The 16,411-nt window shown below is 68.3% G+C and carries 12 protein-coding genes; 6 read left to right on the top strand and 6 right to left on the bottom strand.

Annotation, left to right across the window (positions count from 1 at the left end):
- Positions 1 to 430: 430 nt before the first annotated feature.
- Entirely contained in the window at positions 431 to 2,671 is a 2,241-nt protein-coding gene (locus J7500_RS08205; protein ID WP_294061215.1) for a beta-glucosidase, read from the bottom strand.
- 205 nt (positions 2,672 to 2,876) lie between these two features.
- Between J7500_RS08205 and J7500_RS08210 the strand changes: the two genes are divergently transcribed.
- The 6 genes from J7500_RS08210 (at position 2,877) to J7500_RS08235 (ending at position 11,882) form a co-directional block, all read left to right on the top strand.
- Positions 2,877 to 5,879, top strand: a complete 3,003-nt coding sequence (locus J7500_RS08210; protein WP_294061216.1) for a TonB-dependent receptor — start codon at positions 2,877 to 2,879, stop codon at positions 5,877 to 5,879.
- A gap of 112 nt (positions 5,880 to 5,991) precedes the next feature.
- The gene (locus tag J7500_RS08215) at positions 5,992 to 7,554 is read left to right on the top strand and encodes a tryptophan halogenase family protein (protein WP_294061217.1); all 1,563 of its coding nucleotides are present in this window, start codon (positions 5,992 to 5,994) and stop codon (positions 7,552 to 7,554) included.
- Positions 7,554 to 8,273, top strand: coding sequence for a SapC family protein (locus J7500_RS08220; RefSeq protein WP_294061218.1), 720 nt, complete (start codon positions 7,554 to 7,556; stop codon positions 8,271 to 8,273). Before J7500_RS08215 ends, J7500_RS08220 begins: the two co-directional genes overlap by 1 nt.
- Entirely contained in the window at positions 8,266 to 9,297 is a 1,032-nt protein-coding gene (locus J7500_RS08225) for a cupin-like domain-containing protein (protein WP_294061219.1), read from the top strand. The genes J7500_RS08220 and J7500_RS08225 overlap by 8 nt, the downstream gene beginning before the upstream one ends.
- On the top strand, positions 9,294 to 10,799 hold the full coding sequence (locus tag J7500_RS08230; protein ID WP_294061220.1) for a tryptophan halogenase family protein: 1,506 nt from the start codon (positions 9,294 to 9,296) through the stop codon (positions 10,797 to 10,799). Before J7500_RS08225 ends, J7500_RS08230 begins: the two co-directional genes overlap by 4 nt.
- Positions 10,800 to 10,832: 33 nt before the next feature.
- Entirely contained in the window at positions 10,833 to 11,882 is a 1,050-nt protein-coding gene (locus tag J7500_RS08235) for a LacI family DNA-binding transcriptional regulator (RefSeq protein ID WP_294061221.1), read from the top strand.
- Between the two features lie 9 nt (positions 11,883 to 11,891).
- Here the strand turns inward: J7500_RS08235 and J7500_RS08240 are convergent, their stop codons facing one another.
- From J7500_RS08240 to J7500_RS08260, 5 genes are all read right to left on the bottom strand, one after another.
- Positions 11,892 to 12,092, bottom strand: coding sequence for a hypothetical protein (locus J7500_RS08240; protein WP_294061222.1), 201 nt, complete (start codon positions 12,090 to 12,092; stop codon positions 11,892 to 11,894).
- A gap of 72 nt (positions 12,093 to 12,164) precedes the next feature.
- A complete protein-coding gene (locus tag J7500_RS08245; RefSeq protein ID WP_294061223.1) occupies positions 12,165 to 13,475 on the bottom strand; it encodes an amidohydrolase in 1,311 nt (436 codons plus the stop codon).
- Between the two features lie 111 nt (positions 13,476 to 13,586).
- Positions 13,587 to 14,366 carry a phosphoadenylyl-sulfate reductase gene (locus J7500_RS08250; RefSeq protein WP_294061224.1) on the bottom strand — a complete coding sequence of 260 codons (780 nt, stop codon included), beginning with the start codon at positions 14,364 to 14,366 and terminating at the stop codon, positions 13,587 to 13,589.
- Complete coding sequence (locus J7500_RS08255) at positions 14,359 to 14,784, bottom strand: DUF934 domain-containing protein (protein ID WP_294061225.1); 426 nt, start codon at positions 14,782 to 14,784, stop codon at positions 14,359 to 14,361. The genes J7500_RS08250 and J7500_RS08255 overlap by 8 nt, the downstream gene beginning before the upstream one ends.
- The gene (locus tag J7500_RS08260) at positions 14,777 to 16,411 is read right to left on the bottom strand and encodes a nitrite/sulfite reductase (RefSeq protein ID WP_294061226.1); all 1,635 of its coding nucleotides are present in this window, start codon (positions 16,409 to 16,411) and stop codon (positions 14,777 to 14,779) included. The genes J7500_RS08255 and J7500_RS08260 overlap by 8 nt, the downstream gene beginning before the upstream one ends.

A 16,411-nucleotide genomic window follows, 5' to 3' on the forward strand; every position in this document is an offset into this window, starting at 1 on the left:
GGGGACCCAGAGTCACAGGGGGCATCGCTCGCGATTCTGGGCCCCCGCCTTCGCGGGGGTGACGAAGGGGTGGGCGCGAGTGTCGGGCTTCATCGTCGCTCGCTACAAACCCACCGTGAGGACCCAGCGTGCGATTGGCGACGGGGAGGGGCGGGCTCGATTTTTGTTCACGCGGAGACGCGGAGACGCGGAGAGCCCGCCGCCGCGAGCGCGGCAGGGATCCCCGGGGCCAGCATGATTGCCGGGTCGGCCGTTCCAGCGAATCCGGCTCAGGCCGACCTCTTCGCGTCTCCGCGTCTCCGCGTGAGAAAACACGATCCCGAAGCCGACCCGTCACCCCCGCGAAGGCGGGGGCCCAGAATCCCGAGCGACGCCCCGCGTGACTCTGGGTCCCCGCCTTCGCGGGGATGACGGAAGGGGGGCGCGAGTGTCAGGGCTTCATTGTCGCGGGCTTCAGGTCCACCGTCTGCACGAGCGCGCGATCGGTGGCGTCGTGGGCGATTGCGACGCGGTAGCGGCCGCCGGGGATGCGCCAGCCGGGCAGGGCGGTGTCATAGTCGGCGACGATGCGCGGCTCGGCGGTGAGGGTGACACGCTGCGACTGACCGGGCTTGAGCGTCACGCGCTTGAACCCTGCGAGCCGCATCGGCGCGCCCGCGCCGTCGCGCGCGACATAGAGCTGCGGCACGTCGGCTCCCTCGCGGTCGCCGGTGTTGACCACGTCGAACGACACGCTGAGCGTCTTGCCGCCCTTCACCACCGGGTTGCGATAGGCGAAGCTGGTGTAGCTGAGCCCGTGGCCGAAGGGGAACAGCGGGGTCAGCGCCTGCTTCTCGTACCAGCGATAGCCGACGTCGGCGCCCTCGGCATAATCGACCGGGAAGGTTCCGAACTGATATTGCGCGGCGTTGGCCGGGTCGGCCGCGGCCTTGGCCTCGAGCGCATTCTTGGTGTCGAGCCCCATCGGATAGGGCCGCGGCGGCTGGCCGGCGGTTGCGGGGAAAGTGATCGGCAGCCGGCCCGAGGGGTTCACCTTGCCGGTGAGGATGTTGGCGATCGCCTGGCCGCCGCGCTGGCCGGGATACCAAGCCTGGACGATCGCGGGCACCTTGTCGATCCACGGCATCAGCACCGGCCCGCCGGTCTCGAGCACCGCGACGGTCTTCGGCTGGGCGGCGGCGACGGCGGCGATCAGCGCGTCCTGATGGTCGGGAAGCCGCAGGTCCGGGACGTCCTGCGCCTCGGTGGTCCATTGCGTTGCGAAGACGATCGCCATGTCGGCCGAGCGCGCCGCCTCCACCGTGGCATTGAGGTTGCGCCCGTCGACGAAAACGAATTCGGTGTCGGGCTGCGCCGCCTTGAGCGCGGCGAGCGGCGACGAAGCGTGATAGGTGATCCGCGCGAACGACGAGGCGTCGCCGGTCGAGAGCGCGATCTCGACGGGGGCGCCGCCGACCGAGCGCACCTGGCTCGATCCGCCGCCCGAGAGCACGCCGACATCCGCCGACCCGCCGATCACCGCGATGCGCTTGGCGGTGCGCGCGAGCGGCAGCAGGTTGCCCTGGTTCTTGAGCAGCACGATGCCCGCCTCGGCCGCGCGCTGCGCGACCTGGGCATGGGCGGCATAGTCGGGCGTCTCGGCGCTGGCGGGCATCGGCGCGTCATAGGCGCCGGTCTCGATCAGCCCGGTGAGATAGCGCGCGACCATGTCGTCGAGCCGCTTCTGCGACACTTCGCCCGCGCCGACCGCGGCGGCGAGGGGCTCGGCGAAGTAGATCGCCTCGTCGAGCTCCTGGCCCGATTCCTGGTCGAGCCCGGCATTGGCGGCCTTGGCAGTGGAGTGCACCGCGCCCCAGTCGCTCATCACCCAGCCGCGATAGCCCCAGTCGCGCTTGAGCACCTGGTTGAGCAGGAAGTCGTTCTCGCACGCCCAGTCGCCGTTGACCTTGTTGTACGAGCACATGACCGAGCCGGGATTGCCCTTCTCGATCGCGATCTGGAAGGCGAGCAGGTCGCTCATGCGCAGCGCCGCCTCGCCGATCCGGGCGTCGACGACGGTGCGGCCGGTCTCCTGCGCATTGAGCGCGAAATGCTTGATCGTCGAGACGATGCGGTTCGACTGGACGCCGGCGATGTGCGCGCCGGCCAGCTCGCCGGCGAGCAGCGGATCCTCGCCCAGATATTCGAAGTTGCGCCCGTTCCACGGGTCGCGCGTCAGGTTGACCCCGCCGGCGAGCAGCACGTTGAAGCGCTTCGAGCGCGCCTCCGAGCCGATCATCGCGCCGCCCGCGCGGGCGATCTCGGGATCGAAGCTGGCGGCGGTGGCGAGGCCCGAGGGCAGCGCCGTGGCGACGTCGCCCTTGCGCTGCTCTACCTGGTTGGCGACGCCGAGCGAGGCATCGCTCTCGCGCACCAGCGGCACGCCGAGGCGGGGGACGCCGTCGATATGGCCGGCGGAGGGGATCAGCTCGTTGGGGGTCTTGCCCGCGGCCATCGGCGGGAAGAGGCCGTGGGCCAGCGTGATCTTCTCTTCGGGCGTCATCTTGGCGACGATCGCCTCGGCGCGCGCGCGGGCGTCCCTGCTGGCGGTCTGGGCCGCTGCGGGCGACGCCACCGCGGCCAGCGCAATGATCGATGCGCCCAGCAGCGCGGCGTTGAATTTCGTCGGCATCCTCATCCTTTCCCCGGTTCACCCGTTGCGCGACTCCCGTGGCCGGGCGCGCTGTGTCTTTTCAACAGCATAATTTGAGAACGTTCACAATGTGCACGTCAACGTTGACAGGAAAGGGTTGACACTCCCCGGGGAGGAGCGCAAGTGAACGTTCTCAACGGCGGAATCCTAGACACGCCGCAGGAACGGAAAAGGGGAGGAGACCATGCGGAGCTTCAAGGCTCGTTCGCTCTCGCACATTGCATTCGGGGTTTCGGCGCTTGCGATCGCGAGCGTGCCGGGCATCGCCCTGGCGCAGGAGACGCCGGCCCCGGCGCCCGCGCCCGAAGAGGGCGGCGAAGAGATCGTCGTCACCGGCATCCGCGCCAGCCTCCGGCAGGCGATGGACATCAAGCGCGACGCGCAGGGCGTGGTCGACGCGATCTCCGCCGAGGACATGGGCAAGTTCCCCGACACCAACCTGGCGGAATCGCTCCAGCGCGTGACCGGCGTGTCGATCGATCGCTCGAACGGCGAAGGCTCGTTCGTCACGGTCCGCGGCTTCGGCCCCGAGTTCAACCTGGTGACGCTCAACGGCCGCCAGATGCCGACTTCGTCGCTCGGCGACGGCGCCAGCCCGCCCTCGTCGCGCTCGTTCGACTTCGCCAACCTCGCCTCGGAAGGCGTGGCGGGCGTGCAGGTCTACAAGACCGGCCGCGCCACAGTCGCATCGGGCGGCATCGGCTCGTCGATCAACATCCTCACGCCGCGGCCGCTCGACCGGCCCGGGATGCGCGGCAGCATCTCGGCCAAGGCAGTGTATGATTCGTCGCGCAACGAAGGGGATCCGATCACGCCTGAGGTCTCGGGCATCTTCAGCGCGACCTTCGGCGCGGACAATAATTTCGGCATCCTGGTCACCGGCTCGTACCAGAAGCGCAAGGCGAGCGTGAACCAGGCGAACGTCGGCTGGCGCGACGGCTATCTGGGTAGCGAGAACAACTGGGGCTCGCTCGCGCAGCCGGGCGATCCGCGCTACGCCAACATCGAGAACCGGCCCGAGGGCAACGACGTCTATCAGGTCGCGCAGAACGCCTCCTACGACCTCAACGACATCAACCGCGAGCGCATCAACGGCCAGCTGGTGCTGCAATTCCGCCCGGTCGACGCGTTGACCGCGACGGTCGACTACACCTATTCGCGCAACACCGTGGAGGTGCGGAACAGCAACGTCGGCATCTGGTTCAACCACAACGACACGTCGAGCGCCTGGACCGACGGCCCGGTCGCGGGCCCGCTCTTCTACACCGAGCGGTTCGGCGCGAACGAGCGCAAGGACCTGTCGTACAGCGGCGCGCTGACCGCCAATCGCAGCGAGAACAAGTCGCTGGGCGCGAACCTGAAGTGGGAAGCGCCGGGCGGCGTGACGGTGGACCTCGACTACCACCACTCGACCGCGGAATCGAAGCCGGTCAACGACTATGGCTCGAGCGTCTCGGTGGGCAATGCGGTGTTCGGGGTCGCGAGCCAGACGATCAACTTCGAGGATGACCTGCCGGTCATCTCCTACGCGATGCACCCGGGGATCGACCCGCTCGACCGGTCGCTGATCACGCCGACGGGCAATGCGTTCCGCAACGCCTATTTCAAGAACCAGATCGACCAGGTGCAGCTGCGTGGCCATTACGACCATGACGGCGGCTTCCTCGACAGCATCGACTTCGGTGCCTCCTATGTCGAGAACGGCATCCGTTCGGCCTATGGCTTCATCCAGAACGAGACGTGGAGCGGCGCGGGCCCGGCATCGGACATCCCCGACGACATCTTCTCGCTCGTCAGCCTGCCCGACAAGTTCCAGGGCGTCTCGGGCGCCGACAATCCGGCGATGATCCAGAGCTTCTACAAGTTCGACTTCGAGCGGATGGTCGACCTGATCGAGGGGCTGTACGGCACCTGCAGCAACCCGCAGACCGGCTCGGCCGCGCCGGGCAGCTGCCTTGCCGACTTCACCGTCGACCGGCGCACCACCGAGAAGACGCTGGCGCCCTATCTCCAGGTCGCGGGCGTGTTCGACCTGTTCGGCAACCCCGGCCACCTGGTCGCCGGCGTGCGCTACGAGCACACCGTGGTCGACTCCAAGGCGCTGGTGCCGATCCCCAACGGCACGTCGTGGGATGCGGCGAACGAGTTCTACATCGCCTATTCGGGCCAGTCGGACTTCTCGCGCTTCAAGGGCGAGTACGACAATTGGCTGCCCGCGATCGACTTCGACATCTCGCCGATGCGCGACGTCAAGCTGCGTGCCTCGTATAGCCACACGATCACTCGCGCCGACTATGCCAGCCTGCAGGGCGGCCTGACGCTGGACTCGCAGTTCCGCATCGCCAACGGCACCGGTAGCCGCGGCAACCCGGCGCTGCTGCCGTACAAGTCGAAGAACATCGATCTCTCGGCCGAATGGTATTACGGGCCGGCGAGCTACGTCTCGGTGGGCTATTTCAACAAGGACGTGTCCAACTTCATCTCGCAGGACCGCGTCAGCGAGAATGCGTTCGGGCTGCGCACCGTGGCCGGCGGCCCGCGCTACCAGGCGGCGATCGCCGCGCTGGGGCCAAACGCCGGGGCGCTGGACATCCGCCAGTACATCTTCACGCACTTCCCCGCCTCGACGGCGCCGACGGGCGTGGATCCGGCGGGCTACATCACCGGCAAGATCTTCGCGCTGCCCGAGGATCCGCTGGTGCCCTTCCTGATCAACACGCCGGTCAACAGCGACCAGACGGCCAATCTCCACGGCTGGGAGTTCGCGCTCCAGCACAGCTTCTGGGATACCGGCTTCGGCGTGATCCTGAACTATACGATCGTCGACGGCGACGCGACCTACGACAACACCCAGCCGTCGAGCGTCACGCAGTTCGCGCTGACCGGGCTGAGCGACAGCGCCAATGCCGTGGCCTTCTACGACAAGGGCGGGCTCCAGGCGCGCGTCGCATGGAACTGGCGCGACCAGTTCCTGCAGGCAGCGGGTCCCAACCCCTTCTATGTCGAGGATTATTGGCAGATCGACGCCAGCGCGAGCTACGAGTTCGTGAAGGGGCTGACCGCCTTCGTCGAGGGCATCAACCTCACCGGCGAAGGCAGGCGCGGCCATCTGCGCCACGACAACAACGTGACGTTCGCGTCGCCGGGCTATGCCCGCTACTCGGCAGGCATCCGGTTCAACTTCTGAACCGCGCCGCCGCTGCCGGGCGGGGCCGATGGGAAGAGCCATCCTCTTGTGAGGGTGGCTTTTTCCGCTCCGGTTCGGCAAGCTGCGGACGCGGGTGAAGGGCGGAAAGCACGTGGAGAGGCCAGTCAGCAGGATCGTGGTCGTCGGCGGGGGAACCGCCGGCTGGCTCGCGGCCTGCTCGATCGCCGCCCGCGCCAATCGCGCCGCCGAGACGCCGCTCAGCGTCACGCTGGTCGAATCCCCCGACGTGCCGACGATCGGCGTGGGCGAGGGGACCTGGCCGACGATGCGCCGCACTCTGGAACGGATCGGCATCGCGGAGGGCGACTTCCTGCTCGCCTGCGATGCCTCGTTCAAGCAGGGCTCGCGCTTCGAGGCCTGGCGCACCGGCGCGGCCGGGGACTTCTACCTCCACCCCTTCACGCCCCCGCCCGAGGGTAGCGCGCAGGCACTGGTCGAGGCGTGGCGCGCCGGCTTCGCCGATCGCAGCTTCGCCGAGGCGGCGACGGCGCAGGCCCATGTCACGGCGCTCGATCTCGCGCCCCGTCAGCGCGCGATGCCCGATTATGCCGGCGCGCTGAACTATGCCTATCACCTCGACGCGGCGAAGCTGGCGGCACTGCTCGCGCGCCACGGCGTGTCGCGGCTCGGCATCCGGCACATCCGCGACCATGTCCTGGCCACCGACCTGGCCGAGAACGGCGACGTTGCCGCGGTCCGCACGCGCGACCATGGCGCGGTCGAAGGCGATCTGTTCCTCGATTGCACCGGCCATGCCGCGCTGCTGATCGGCGGGCGCTACGGCGTGCCTTTCGTCGATCGCAGCGACGTGCTGTTCAACGACCGCGCGCTCGCAGTGCAGGTGCCGGTCGCGCCCGGCAGCCCGATCGGGTCGCTGACCAACGCCACGGCACATGCGGCCGGCTGGATCTGGGACATCGGCCTGCCGACGCGGCGCGGCGTCGGCTGCGTCTATTCCTCGGCGCATGCCAGCGACGAGCAAGCGGCGGAGGAACTGCAGGCCTATGTCCGCCGCGCCGTACCGGAAGCCGATGTCGATGCGGCCGCCTTTCGCCGGCTGACCTTCCGCTCGGGGCATCGCGAGCGCTTCTGGGAGCGTAACTGCCTGGCCGTCGGCCTGTCGGCGGGCTTCCTCGAGCCGCTGGAGGCTTCGGCGATCGTGCTGATCGAGCTGTCGCTCGACGCGCTGCTCGACAATTTCCCGGTGACGCGCAGCGCGATGGATGCGCACGCGGGCCGCTTCAATGCGCTGTTCCGCTATCGCTGGGACCGGATCGTCGAGTTCCTCAAGCTCCATTATGTGCTGAGCGGCCGCGACGAGCCCTATTGGCGGGCGCATCGCGACGCCGCCTCGGTACCCGATCGGCTCGCCGAGCTGCTGACGATCTGGCGCCACCAGCCGCCCTCGACCGCCGATCTGCCGAGCGTCGACGAGATCTTTCCCGCGGCGAGCTACCAATATGTGCTCTACGGCATGGGCTTTGCCGCGCCTGCCCCCGGTCCGGTGCGGATCGAAGGCGTGGACGCTTCGGCCACCGCGCTCCGCCAGGTCGAGCAGCGCGCGCGTGCGCTGGCCGCCGGCCTGCCTTCCAACCGGACCTATCTAGATGCGCTGCGCGCCGCAGCGGCCAGCCCCATGGAACTGACCCACTGATGACCGAGCACGCTCTCCTCACGTCCGAAGTCCATCGCGAGCTGCGCGTCCGCACCGATCGCGCGCCCGAGCTCGGCGATGCGGTGATGTGCTGCATCACCGTGCCCGACGAGTTCCGCCGCGTGCAGGACGAATATCCGATCCTCTTCCGCCGGAGCGCCGAGCGCGACGAGTTCATGGCGCTGGCGATGTTCGGCTTCGAGAATGGCGAGAACCTGTTCCTAGAGGGCGGCCGCTGGGACGCACGCTACGTGCCGCTCGCAGTCGACATCCAGCCCTTCCTGATCGGCGCCCCGGCGCCCGGCGGCGAGACCGCGCAGGTCCATGTCGACCTCGCCAGCCCGCGCATCGCCGAGGGCGGGGAGGGGACGCGGGTGTTCGACGAGCAGGGCCGGCCCACCCCCTATCTGGAGACGATCGCGGGGCAGCTCGGTGCGCTCGACGCCGGCTATCGCGGCTCCGCCGAATTCTTCGCGGCGCTGCGCCGCTACGACCTGCTCGAGCCGCTGACGCTCGAAGTGACGCTCGACGACGGTTCGACCAATCGGCTGGTCGGCTTCCATGTGATCGACGAGGCCAAGCTCCAGGCGCTCGAGCCCGCGGCGGTGGCCGAGCTCCACGGGGAGGGGCATCTGATGCCGATCTTCATGGCCGTCGCCTCGATCTCCAAGCTGGGGGCGTTGATCGCGCGCAAGAACCGGCGGCTGGGCCATGGCTGAGGCCGATCCCGGCGTCTTCGCGGCGGCGAGCCCGATCCGCGAGGTCGCGGTCGAGGGGCCGCAGGCGCTCGACGCGCTGCTGCGCGAGGCGGAGCAGCCCTTCGTCGTGCGCGGGCTGGTGGCGGACTGGCCGCTGGTCCAGGCGGGCCGCCGCTCGGGCCGCGAGGCGCGTGACTATCTGCTGCGGCTGCGGCGCGACACGCTGTTCACCGTCGCGGTCGGCACGCCCGAAAGCGGCGGGCGGCTGTTCTACGACGAAGCGATGGGGATGAACTTTCGCACGACCCGCGCGAAGCTCCCCGACATCTTCGCGCAGATCGATGCCGTGGAGAACCGCGAGGACGCGCCGCCGATCTACCTCGCCTCGATCGACGTGCATGACTTCTTCAACGGCTTGCACGAGGCCAACCATGTCGATCTGGGCGAGCGCTCGTGCCTCGCCAGCATCTGGATGGGCACGCGCACGCGGATCGCGGCGCACAACGACTTTCCGGACAATCTCGCCTGCGTCGCGGTGGGCCGCCGCCGCTTCACGCTCTTCCCGCGCGAGCAGTTCCGCAACCTCTACCTGGGGCCGGTCGACAACACGCCCGCGGGCCGCGCGGTGAGCATGGTCGATTTCCACGCGCCCGACTTCGCCCGTCACCCGCGTTTCCGCGAAGCGCTGCGCCACGCGCAGGTGGCCGAGCTGGAAGCGGGCGACGCGATCTTCATCCCGTCGATGTGGTGGCACCATGTCGAGGGGCTCGATCCCTTCAACATCCTGGTCAATTATTGGTGGCGCGACACCCCGCGCTGGATGGGCCAGCCGCAGGACGCGCTCAACCATGCGATGATGGCGATCCGCGACTTGCCCGAGGACGAGAAGCGGCACTGGCGCGACCTGTTCGACTATTATGTCTTCCAGAACGGCGACGACACCGTCGCCCATATTCCCGAGGAAGGACGCAGCGTGCTCGCACCGCTCACTCCCGAGGCCGCGGGGCGCATCCGCGCGTTCCTGCTGCGGCAGCTCAGCCGATGACCGGCGACGACAAGCGCCTGCGTCGCATCGTCATCGCCGGCGGCGGCACTGCGGGATGGATGGCGGCGGCGGCGATCGCGCGGACGCTGGGGCGCACCGTCGATGTCACGCTGGTCGAGTCCGAGGCGATCGGCACGATCGGGGTCGGCGAATCCACCATCCCGCCGCTGGTCAATTTCAACCGGCTGCTCGGCATCAACGAAGCCGATTTCATGCGGGCGACCCAGGCGACCTTCAAGCTGGGCATCCTCTTCGACGACTGGAAGGACGTCGGCTCGCGCTACTTCCACTCGTTCGGTCTGACCGGGAAGGATCACTGGTCCGCGGGCTTCCAGCATTTCTGGCTCTACGCCCGGTCGAAGGGGCATCGGCAGCCCTATGACGAGTATTGCCTCGAGCTGATCGCGGCGCTGCAGGGCAAGTTCGGGCACTTGCCCGAAGACCGCATGAACTATGCCTATCAGCTCGATTCCGGGCTCTATGCCCGCTTCCTGCGCGCAATGGCCGAGGGAGACGGGACGAAGCGCATCGAGGGCAAGATCGCGCGGGTCGAGCTCGACGGCGAAAGCGGCGACATCGCCGCGCTGCTGCTCGAATCGGGCGAGCGGATCGAAGGCGACCTGTTCCTCGACTGCACCGGCTTCCGTGCGCTGCTGATCGAGCAGGCGCTGCACACCGGCTTCGACGACTGGTCGCATTACCTGCCCTGCGATTCCGCGATCGCGATCCAGACCGCGAGCGTGGGACCGGCGATGCCCTATACGCGCGTCATGGCGCACGACGCAGGGTGGCAGTGGCGCATTCCGCTGCAGCACCGCGTCGGCAACGGGCTGGTCTATTGCAGTCGCTATCTCGACAAGGACGCGGCGCTCGAGCGGCTGCTCGGCAACATCGAGGGGCAGACTCTGGTCCAGCCCAATTTCCTGCGCTTCACCGCCGGCACGCGGCGGCGCCAATGGCACCGCAACTGCATCGCCGTGGGCCTGGCCGCCGGTTTCATGGAGCCGCTCGAATCGACGGCGATCCACTTGATCCAGCGTTCGGTGCTGCGCTTCGTCCGCCTGCTGCCGCTGCGCGAGATCAGCCGGCACGACGTGGCCGAGTTCAACGAGCAGCAGGATCAGGACATGCTCCAGATCCGCGACTTCCTGATCCTCCACTACAAGGCCACCGAGCGCCGCGACAGCCCGTTCTGGCGCCAGTGCGCGGACATGCCGATCCCCGACAGCCTGGCGCACAAGATCGCGCTGTTCCGCGAGACCGGCCGCGTCTTCCGCAAGAACGACGAGCTGTTCGCGGAGAACAGCTGGGTGCAGGTGATGATGGGGCAGGGGATCATGCCACGCGCCTGGCACCCGATCGCCGAGAAGCTGCGCGACGACGAGCTGGAACGGCTGCTCGCCACGATCCGCGAGAACGTCACCAGCACGGTCGCCCGCCTGCCCGAGCATGGGGCGTATGTTGCGCAATATTGCGGTGCATCCGACGCGCAAGCCGCCTAAGCGGGGTCCGGGGTCCCGGGGGAAGATCAACGAATGGCGCGCCGGAAGCAGGCAGTAACGATCAAGCATGTCGCGGCGGATGCAGGGGTTTCGCTCCAGACGGTCAGCCGGGTCATCAACAAGGAGCCCAACGTCCGGCCGGAGATGATGCGGCGCGTCCAGGCCTCGATCGAGAAGCTGGGCTATGTCCCCTCGATCGCGGCGCAGCGGATGGGCGGGTCGCGCTCCTATCTGATCCTCACGCTCAACGATCGCGAACGCACCATCGACGATTGGCGCGAACGCCAGGGCACCGACTGGGTCGACCAGATGATGCTCGGGGGCATGCTGAAATGCGCCGAGTACGGCTATCGGCTGCTCGTCGAGCTGATCGACACCCACAGCGACCATATCGAGCGCGAGCTGCTCGCGGCGCTGGGGGCGCTGAGGCCCGACGGCGTGATCCTGACGCCGCCGCACTCGGAGAACCCGCTGATCACGCGGCTGCTCGAGGAGCATGGTATCGCCTTCGCGCGGATCGGCTCGCTGACGCCGGGCCCCGGCTTCGCGCTGACGATGGACGACGAGCGCGCGGCGAGCCTGGCGACCGAGCATCTGATCGCGCTCGGCCATCGCCGCATCGGCTTCATCGCCGGCCCCTCGGACTATGCGCTGAGCGGCTGGCGCGTCGACGGCTGGCGCGCGACGATGGCGGCGGCGCGGCTCGATACGACGGGGCTGCTCGCGGAGGGCGACTTCACTTCGCCCTCGGGCCGGCGCGCCGCGGCGCAGCTGCTCGACGGCCCCGCGCCGCCTACGGCGATCATCGCGAGCAACGACCGCATGTCGATCGCCGCGCTCGACGTCGCGCGCTCGCGCGGGCTGGCGGTGCCGAGCGACCTGTCGCTGATCAGCTTCGACGATGCGCCGAGCGTGCGCTTCACCCATCCGCCGCTCGCCTCGATCGTCCAGCCGATCGCCGAGACCACGGCGCGCGCAGTCGAGCTGATCATTGATCAGCTCGCGGGCAAGCCGGTGCCCGAGGGGCCGATCGTGGTGCCTGCCAATCTGGTGTTGCGCAGCTCTACCGCGCCGCCGCGCTAGGTTGGGGCCTCAGGCGCGCGCGGGCGTGCCGCTGCCGTCGCTGCGGCTCTTGCGCAGTTCCGCGGCCGAATCGGCTTCGTCGATCGCCTTCAGAAGGTCCTCGAATTTGCCGTCGTCCGATACGGGAAAGCAGCGCTTGAAGCCTTCCCCCAATCTGTCCAGGTCGCGTGTCGTGAGTAAGCCGACCGCGACGATACGCTCCTGCGCCAACTAGCATCTCCGGCGAAACTCTTGTGGCACCAACGTGAATCGGGGGGATTCGTGCCATTCGATTCGCCGCTTTCAGCGTTTCAGGATGTGAAGCGCCGCCGCGGTCATGGCTTCGGTGGCCGTTCCGACCACGGCTTCGGCGTCCGGTGCCCAATAGGCGCTGTGCAGCGAGGGCAGAGACTCCTTGCCCGCCTGCGCCGCGTCCCACCTGGCCTTGGGCACGCCGCCGACCCAGAAGATCATGCTCTGGATCGATTTGTCGGCGAGGTAGAAGCGGCCGAAATCCTCGCCGCCCATCACCGCGGGCGTGTCGACGACGCGGTCCTTGCCGAAGCGCGTGGTCCATAGCGCCTGGAGCTGGCCGGTGAGCGGCTCGGTGTTGAAGGTCGAGGGCGTGCCTTCGTTGCGGACGGTGACGACAGGCATGCGATCCTCGGGCATGCCCGCGGCGATCGCCTCGCCCCTGGCGATGCGGGCGATGCCGTCGAGCAGCTGCTTGCGGACCTCGGGTGTGTAGCTGCGCACGGTGAGCAGCATCGTCACTTCCTTGCCGATGATGTTGTGCGTCGAGCCGCCATGGATCGCGCCGACGGTGACCACCGCCGGGCTCTGCGGATCGACTTCGCGGCTGACCAAGGTCTGGAGCGCGCCGACGATGCGCGCGGCGAGGACGATCGGATCGCGCGTGGTCTGCGGATAGGCACCATGGCCGCCGACGCCGGGGACCTTGATGTCGACCGAATCGACATTGGCGAGCGCATAGCCCGAGCGGATGCCGATCGTGCCGGCGGGGAGCGACGCGGCGTCGTGGAAGGCGAGGGCGTATTGCGGCTTGGGGAAGCGGGTGAACAGTCCGTCCTCGAGCATCATCCGCGCGCCCATGCCGCGCTCCTCGGCGGGCTGGCCGATCATCACGACCGTGCCCTTCCACTTGTCCTTCATCGCGGCGAGGTTGCGCAGCGTGCCGATCCACGAGGCCATGTGCGTGTCGTGCCCGCAGGCGTGCATCACGCCGGTTTCCTGGCCCTCGTCGGTGGTGGCGCGGACCTTGGAGGCGAAGGGCAGGCCGGTGTCCTCGACCACGGGCAGCCCGTCCATGTCGGCGCGTATCAGCACCACCGGCCCGGCGCCGTTGCGCAGCACCGCGACCACGCCGGTGCCGCCGACCTTCTCGGTGACTTCGAACCCGGCCTTTCGCGCCTCCTCAGCCAGCTTCGCCGCGGTCTTGACCTCGTGCAGGCTGAGCTCGGGATTGGTGTGGAAATCGCGGTAGAACTCCATGAGCTGCGGCAGCGCCCGCTGCGTGGCGTCGCGCACCGGATCGGCGGATGCGGGCGCGGCGAGAGTCATGGCTGTGGCGGCGAGCAATAGAGTGCGGAGCATGCGGCTTCCCGTGTCATGGTCCGGGGAGTGTCGCGAAGGGGAGGGGGCCTGTCAAACGTCCAGGCTCCCCTCCCTTTCAGGGAGGGGAGGAATTTTGATGGTGGTTGGAAATCAGAACGAAGGCTGGTCCGGGTCGCCGTCGGGAACGGGCGTGTGGATGCCGCACTCGGTCTTGTCCCAGCCGCGCCAGCGGCCCGCGCGCGGGTCCTCGCCGGGCTTGACCATGCTGGTGCACGGCGCGCAGCCGATCGAGGGATAGCCCTGCGCGACCAGCGGGTGCTGCGGCAGGTCGTGCTCGACGAAATAGGCGTCGATATCGGCGCGGGTCCAGTCGGCGAGCGGGTTGACCTTGAGCCGGCCCTGCGCGTCCGACGTGTCGAGCTCGAAGCGCGGAAGCGCATTGCGCGTCTTCGCCTGGAACGCCTTGCGCCCGGTGATGCTCGCGTCGAAGCCCGCCAGCCCGCGGGCGAGCGGCTCCACCTTGCGGATCTCGCAGCAGCCGTCGGGGTCGTAGGACCAGCGCAGATCGCTCGCGTCGCGCTCGGCCAGTACCTGCGCGTTCGGCTGGAGCACGCGGAAGTCCTTCAGGCCGAGCCGCGCCACGAGCTGGTCGCGATAGGCGAGCGTCTCCGCGAAATGCTTGCCGGTATCGAGAAACAGCACCGGCACCGATGGGTCGATCGACGCCACCAGGTGCAGCAGCACCGCGGATTCGGCGCCGAAGGACGAGACCACCGCGACGTCGCCGACCATATGCTCGCCGAGCACGGCCTTGAGCATCTCCTGCGTCGAGTTGCCGCGGAACAGATTGTTGAGCCGGATCGCGTCCGCCTCGGTGAAGCGCGGCGCCACGTCGATCCGGTCGACCTTGCGGGCCGCCGCTTCAGCCATGGCGCAGTTTCCACACCGGCACCGCATCGTCGGCGGCGTGCTGGTAGACATAAGGGAATCGGCCCAGCGCGCCCTCGAGCGCCACCGGGTCGATCGGCGCGTCGGGCGCGAAGCTGTCGAAGCCGCAGCGGCGCATGAACAGCATCTGGTCGACCAGCACGTCGCCCGAGGCGCGGATCTCGCCCTTGTAGCCCGCCTCGCGCAGGATGCGCGCCGAGCTGTAGCCGCGCCCGTCGCGGAAGCGCGGGAAGTCGATCTCGACCAGCGCGAGGCGATCGAGATGCGGGATCAGCAGCCGCGGATCCTCGCCGGCTTCGATGCGCACGGCCGTGGCGTTCGACTGGCCCAGGAAGGCGTCGATCGATACCGCGGGCTCCTCGTGCGCCTCGTCGTCGCGGAAGCGGAGCAGATTATCCATAAATGGCCTCCTTGAACGGCTCCATGCCGATCCGGCGATAGGTGTCGAGGAAGCGCTCTCCCGGCTGGCGCTGCGCGAGGTAGACGCCGGTTGCCTTGTCGACCGCCTCGACCACGCCGTCCTCGTCGAAGCCGGGGCCGGTGATCTTGGCCTGCGAAATGTCCTCCGCACCCGATCCGCCCAGCAGCAGCTGGTAGTTCTCGGTGCCCTTACGATCGACGCCCAGGATGCCGATGTGCCCGGCATGGTGGTGGCCGCAGGCGTTGATGCAGCCGCTGATCTTGATCTTGAGCTCGCCCAGCTCGAGCTGGCGATCCATGTCGGCGAAGCGCTGCGCGATCTTCTGCGCGACGGGGATCGAGCGCGCATTGGCGAGGCTGCAATAGTCGAGCCCCGGGCAGGCGATGATGTCGGTCACCAGACCGAGGTTGGCGTCGGCGAGCCCTGCCGCGCGCAGCGCCTGCCACACGACATAGAGGTCCTGCTTGCGGACGTGCGGCAGCACCAGGTTCTGGGCATGCGTCGCGCGCAGCTCGTCGAAGCTGTACTGCTCGGCGAGGTCGGCGACGATATCCATCTGATCGGCCGAGATGTCGCCGGGGATGCCGCCGACGGGCTTCAGACTGATGTTGACGATCGCATAGCCCGGCGCCTTGTGCGCGATGGTCTGGCGATCGGCCCAGAGCGCGAACTCGGGATCGCTGCGATCGATCTCGTCGCTGAGGCCCGCCTCGAACGGCGGCGGCGCGAAATAGGCCGCGATCCGATCATACTCGGCCTGGGGGAAATCGGTGCCCAGCGACAGGAAATGCTGGAATTCCTCTTCCACCTGACGGCGGAATTCCGCCTCGCCCAGCTCGTGGACCAGGATCTTCATCCGCTGCTTGTGGATGTTGTCGCGGCGCGCATGCATGTTCCACACGCGCAGCACCGCCTGAAGGTACGAGAAGATCTGCGCCGCGGGCAGGAATTCGCGGATCTGGTAGGCGATGATCGGGGTACGGCCCATGCCGCCGCCCGCGAACACCTCGAAGCCCTGCTCGCCGGCTTCGTTCCTGACGATGCGCAGCGCGAAATCGTGCCAGCGCAGCGCGGCACGGTCCTCGTCGGCTGCGATAACCGCGATCTTGAACTTGCGGGGCAGGTAGCTGAATTCGGGATGGAAGGTGCTCGCCTGGCGGAGCAGCTCGGCCCAGGGGCGCGGATCGCAGATCTCGTCCGCGGCGGCGCCGGCATATTGGTCTGCCGAGATGTTGCGGATGCTCTCGCCGCTGGTCTGGATCGCATGCATCTCGACCGTCGCCAGCTCGGCGAGCAGGTCGGGCGCTTCCTCGAGCTTGATCCAATTGTACTGGATGTTCTGCCGCGTGGTGAAATGGCCATAGCCGCGGTCGTACTTGCGCGCGATGTCGGCCAGCTTGCGCATCTGCCGGCTGTCGAGCGTGCCATAGGGGATGGCGACGCGCAGCATGTACGCGTGAAGCTGGAGGTAGAGACCGTTCTTGAGCCGCAGCGGCTTGAACTGGTCGTCGTTCATCGCGCCGGCGATGCGGCGCGCGGTCTGGTCGCGGAATTCCTCGACGCGCGCGTCGACGATCGCCTGGTCATATTGGTCGTAGCGGTACAT

Source organism: Sphingomonas sp., assembly GCF_017744835.1.
Classification (GTDB): Bacteria; Pseudomonadota; Alphaproteobacteria; order Sphingomonadales; family Sphingomonadaceae; genus Sphingomonas.

Bases quoted from the DNA above. Each gene is read 5' to 3' on its own strand.
- J7500_RS08205 (WP_294061215.1), bottom strand. From the start codon at position 2,671: ATGCCGACGAAATTCAACGCCGCGCTGCTGGGCGCATCGATCATTGCG.
- J7500_RS08210 (WP_294061216.1), top strand. From the start codon at position 2,877: ATGCGGAGCTTCAAGGCTCGTTCGCTCTCGCACATTGCATTCGGGGTT.
- J7500_RS08220 (WP_294061218.1), top strand. From the start codon at position 7,554: ATGACCGAGCACGCTCTCCTCACGTCCGAAGTCCATCGCGAGCTGCGC.
- J7500_RS08225 (WP_294061219.1), top strand. From the start codon at position 8,266: ATGGCTGAGGCCGATCCCGGCGTCTTCGCGGCGGCGAGCCCGATCCGC.
- J7500_RS08230 (WP_294061220.1), top strand. From the start codon at position 9,294: ATGACCGGCGACGACAAGCGCCTGCGTCGCATCGTCATCGCCGGCGGC.
- J7500_RS08235 (WP_294061221.1), top strand. From the start codon at position 10,833: ATGGCGCGCCGGAAGCAGGCAGTAACGATCAAGCATGTCGCGGCGGAT.
- J7500_RS08245 (WP_294061223.1), bottom strand. From the start codon at position 13,475: ATGCTCCGCACTCTATTGCTCGCCGCCACAGCCATGACTCTCGCCGCG.
- J7500_RS08250 (WP_294061224.1), bottom strand. From the start codon at position 14,366: ATGGCTGAAGCGGCGGCCCGCAAGGTCGACCGGATCGACGTGGCGCCG.
- J7500_RS08255 (WP_294061225.1), bottom strand. From the start codon at position 14,784: ATGGATAATCTGCTCCGCTTCCGCGACGACGAGGCGCACGAGGAGCCC.
- J7500_RS08260 (WP_294061226.1), bottom strand. From the start codon at position 16,411: ATGTACCGCTACGACCAATATGACCAGGCGATCGTCGACGCGCGCGTC.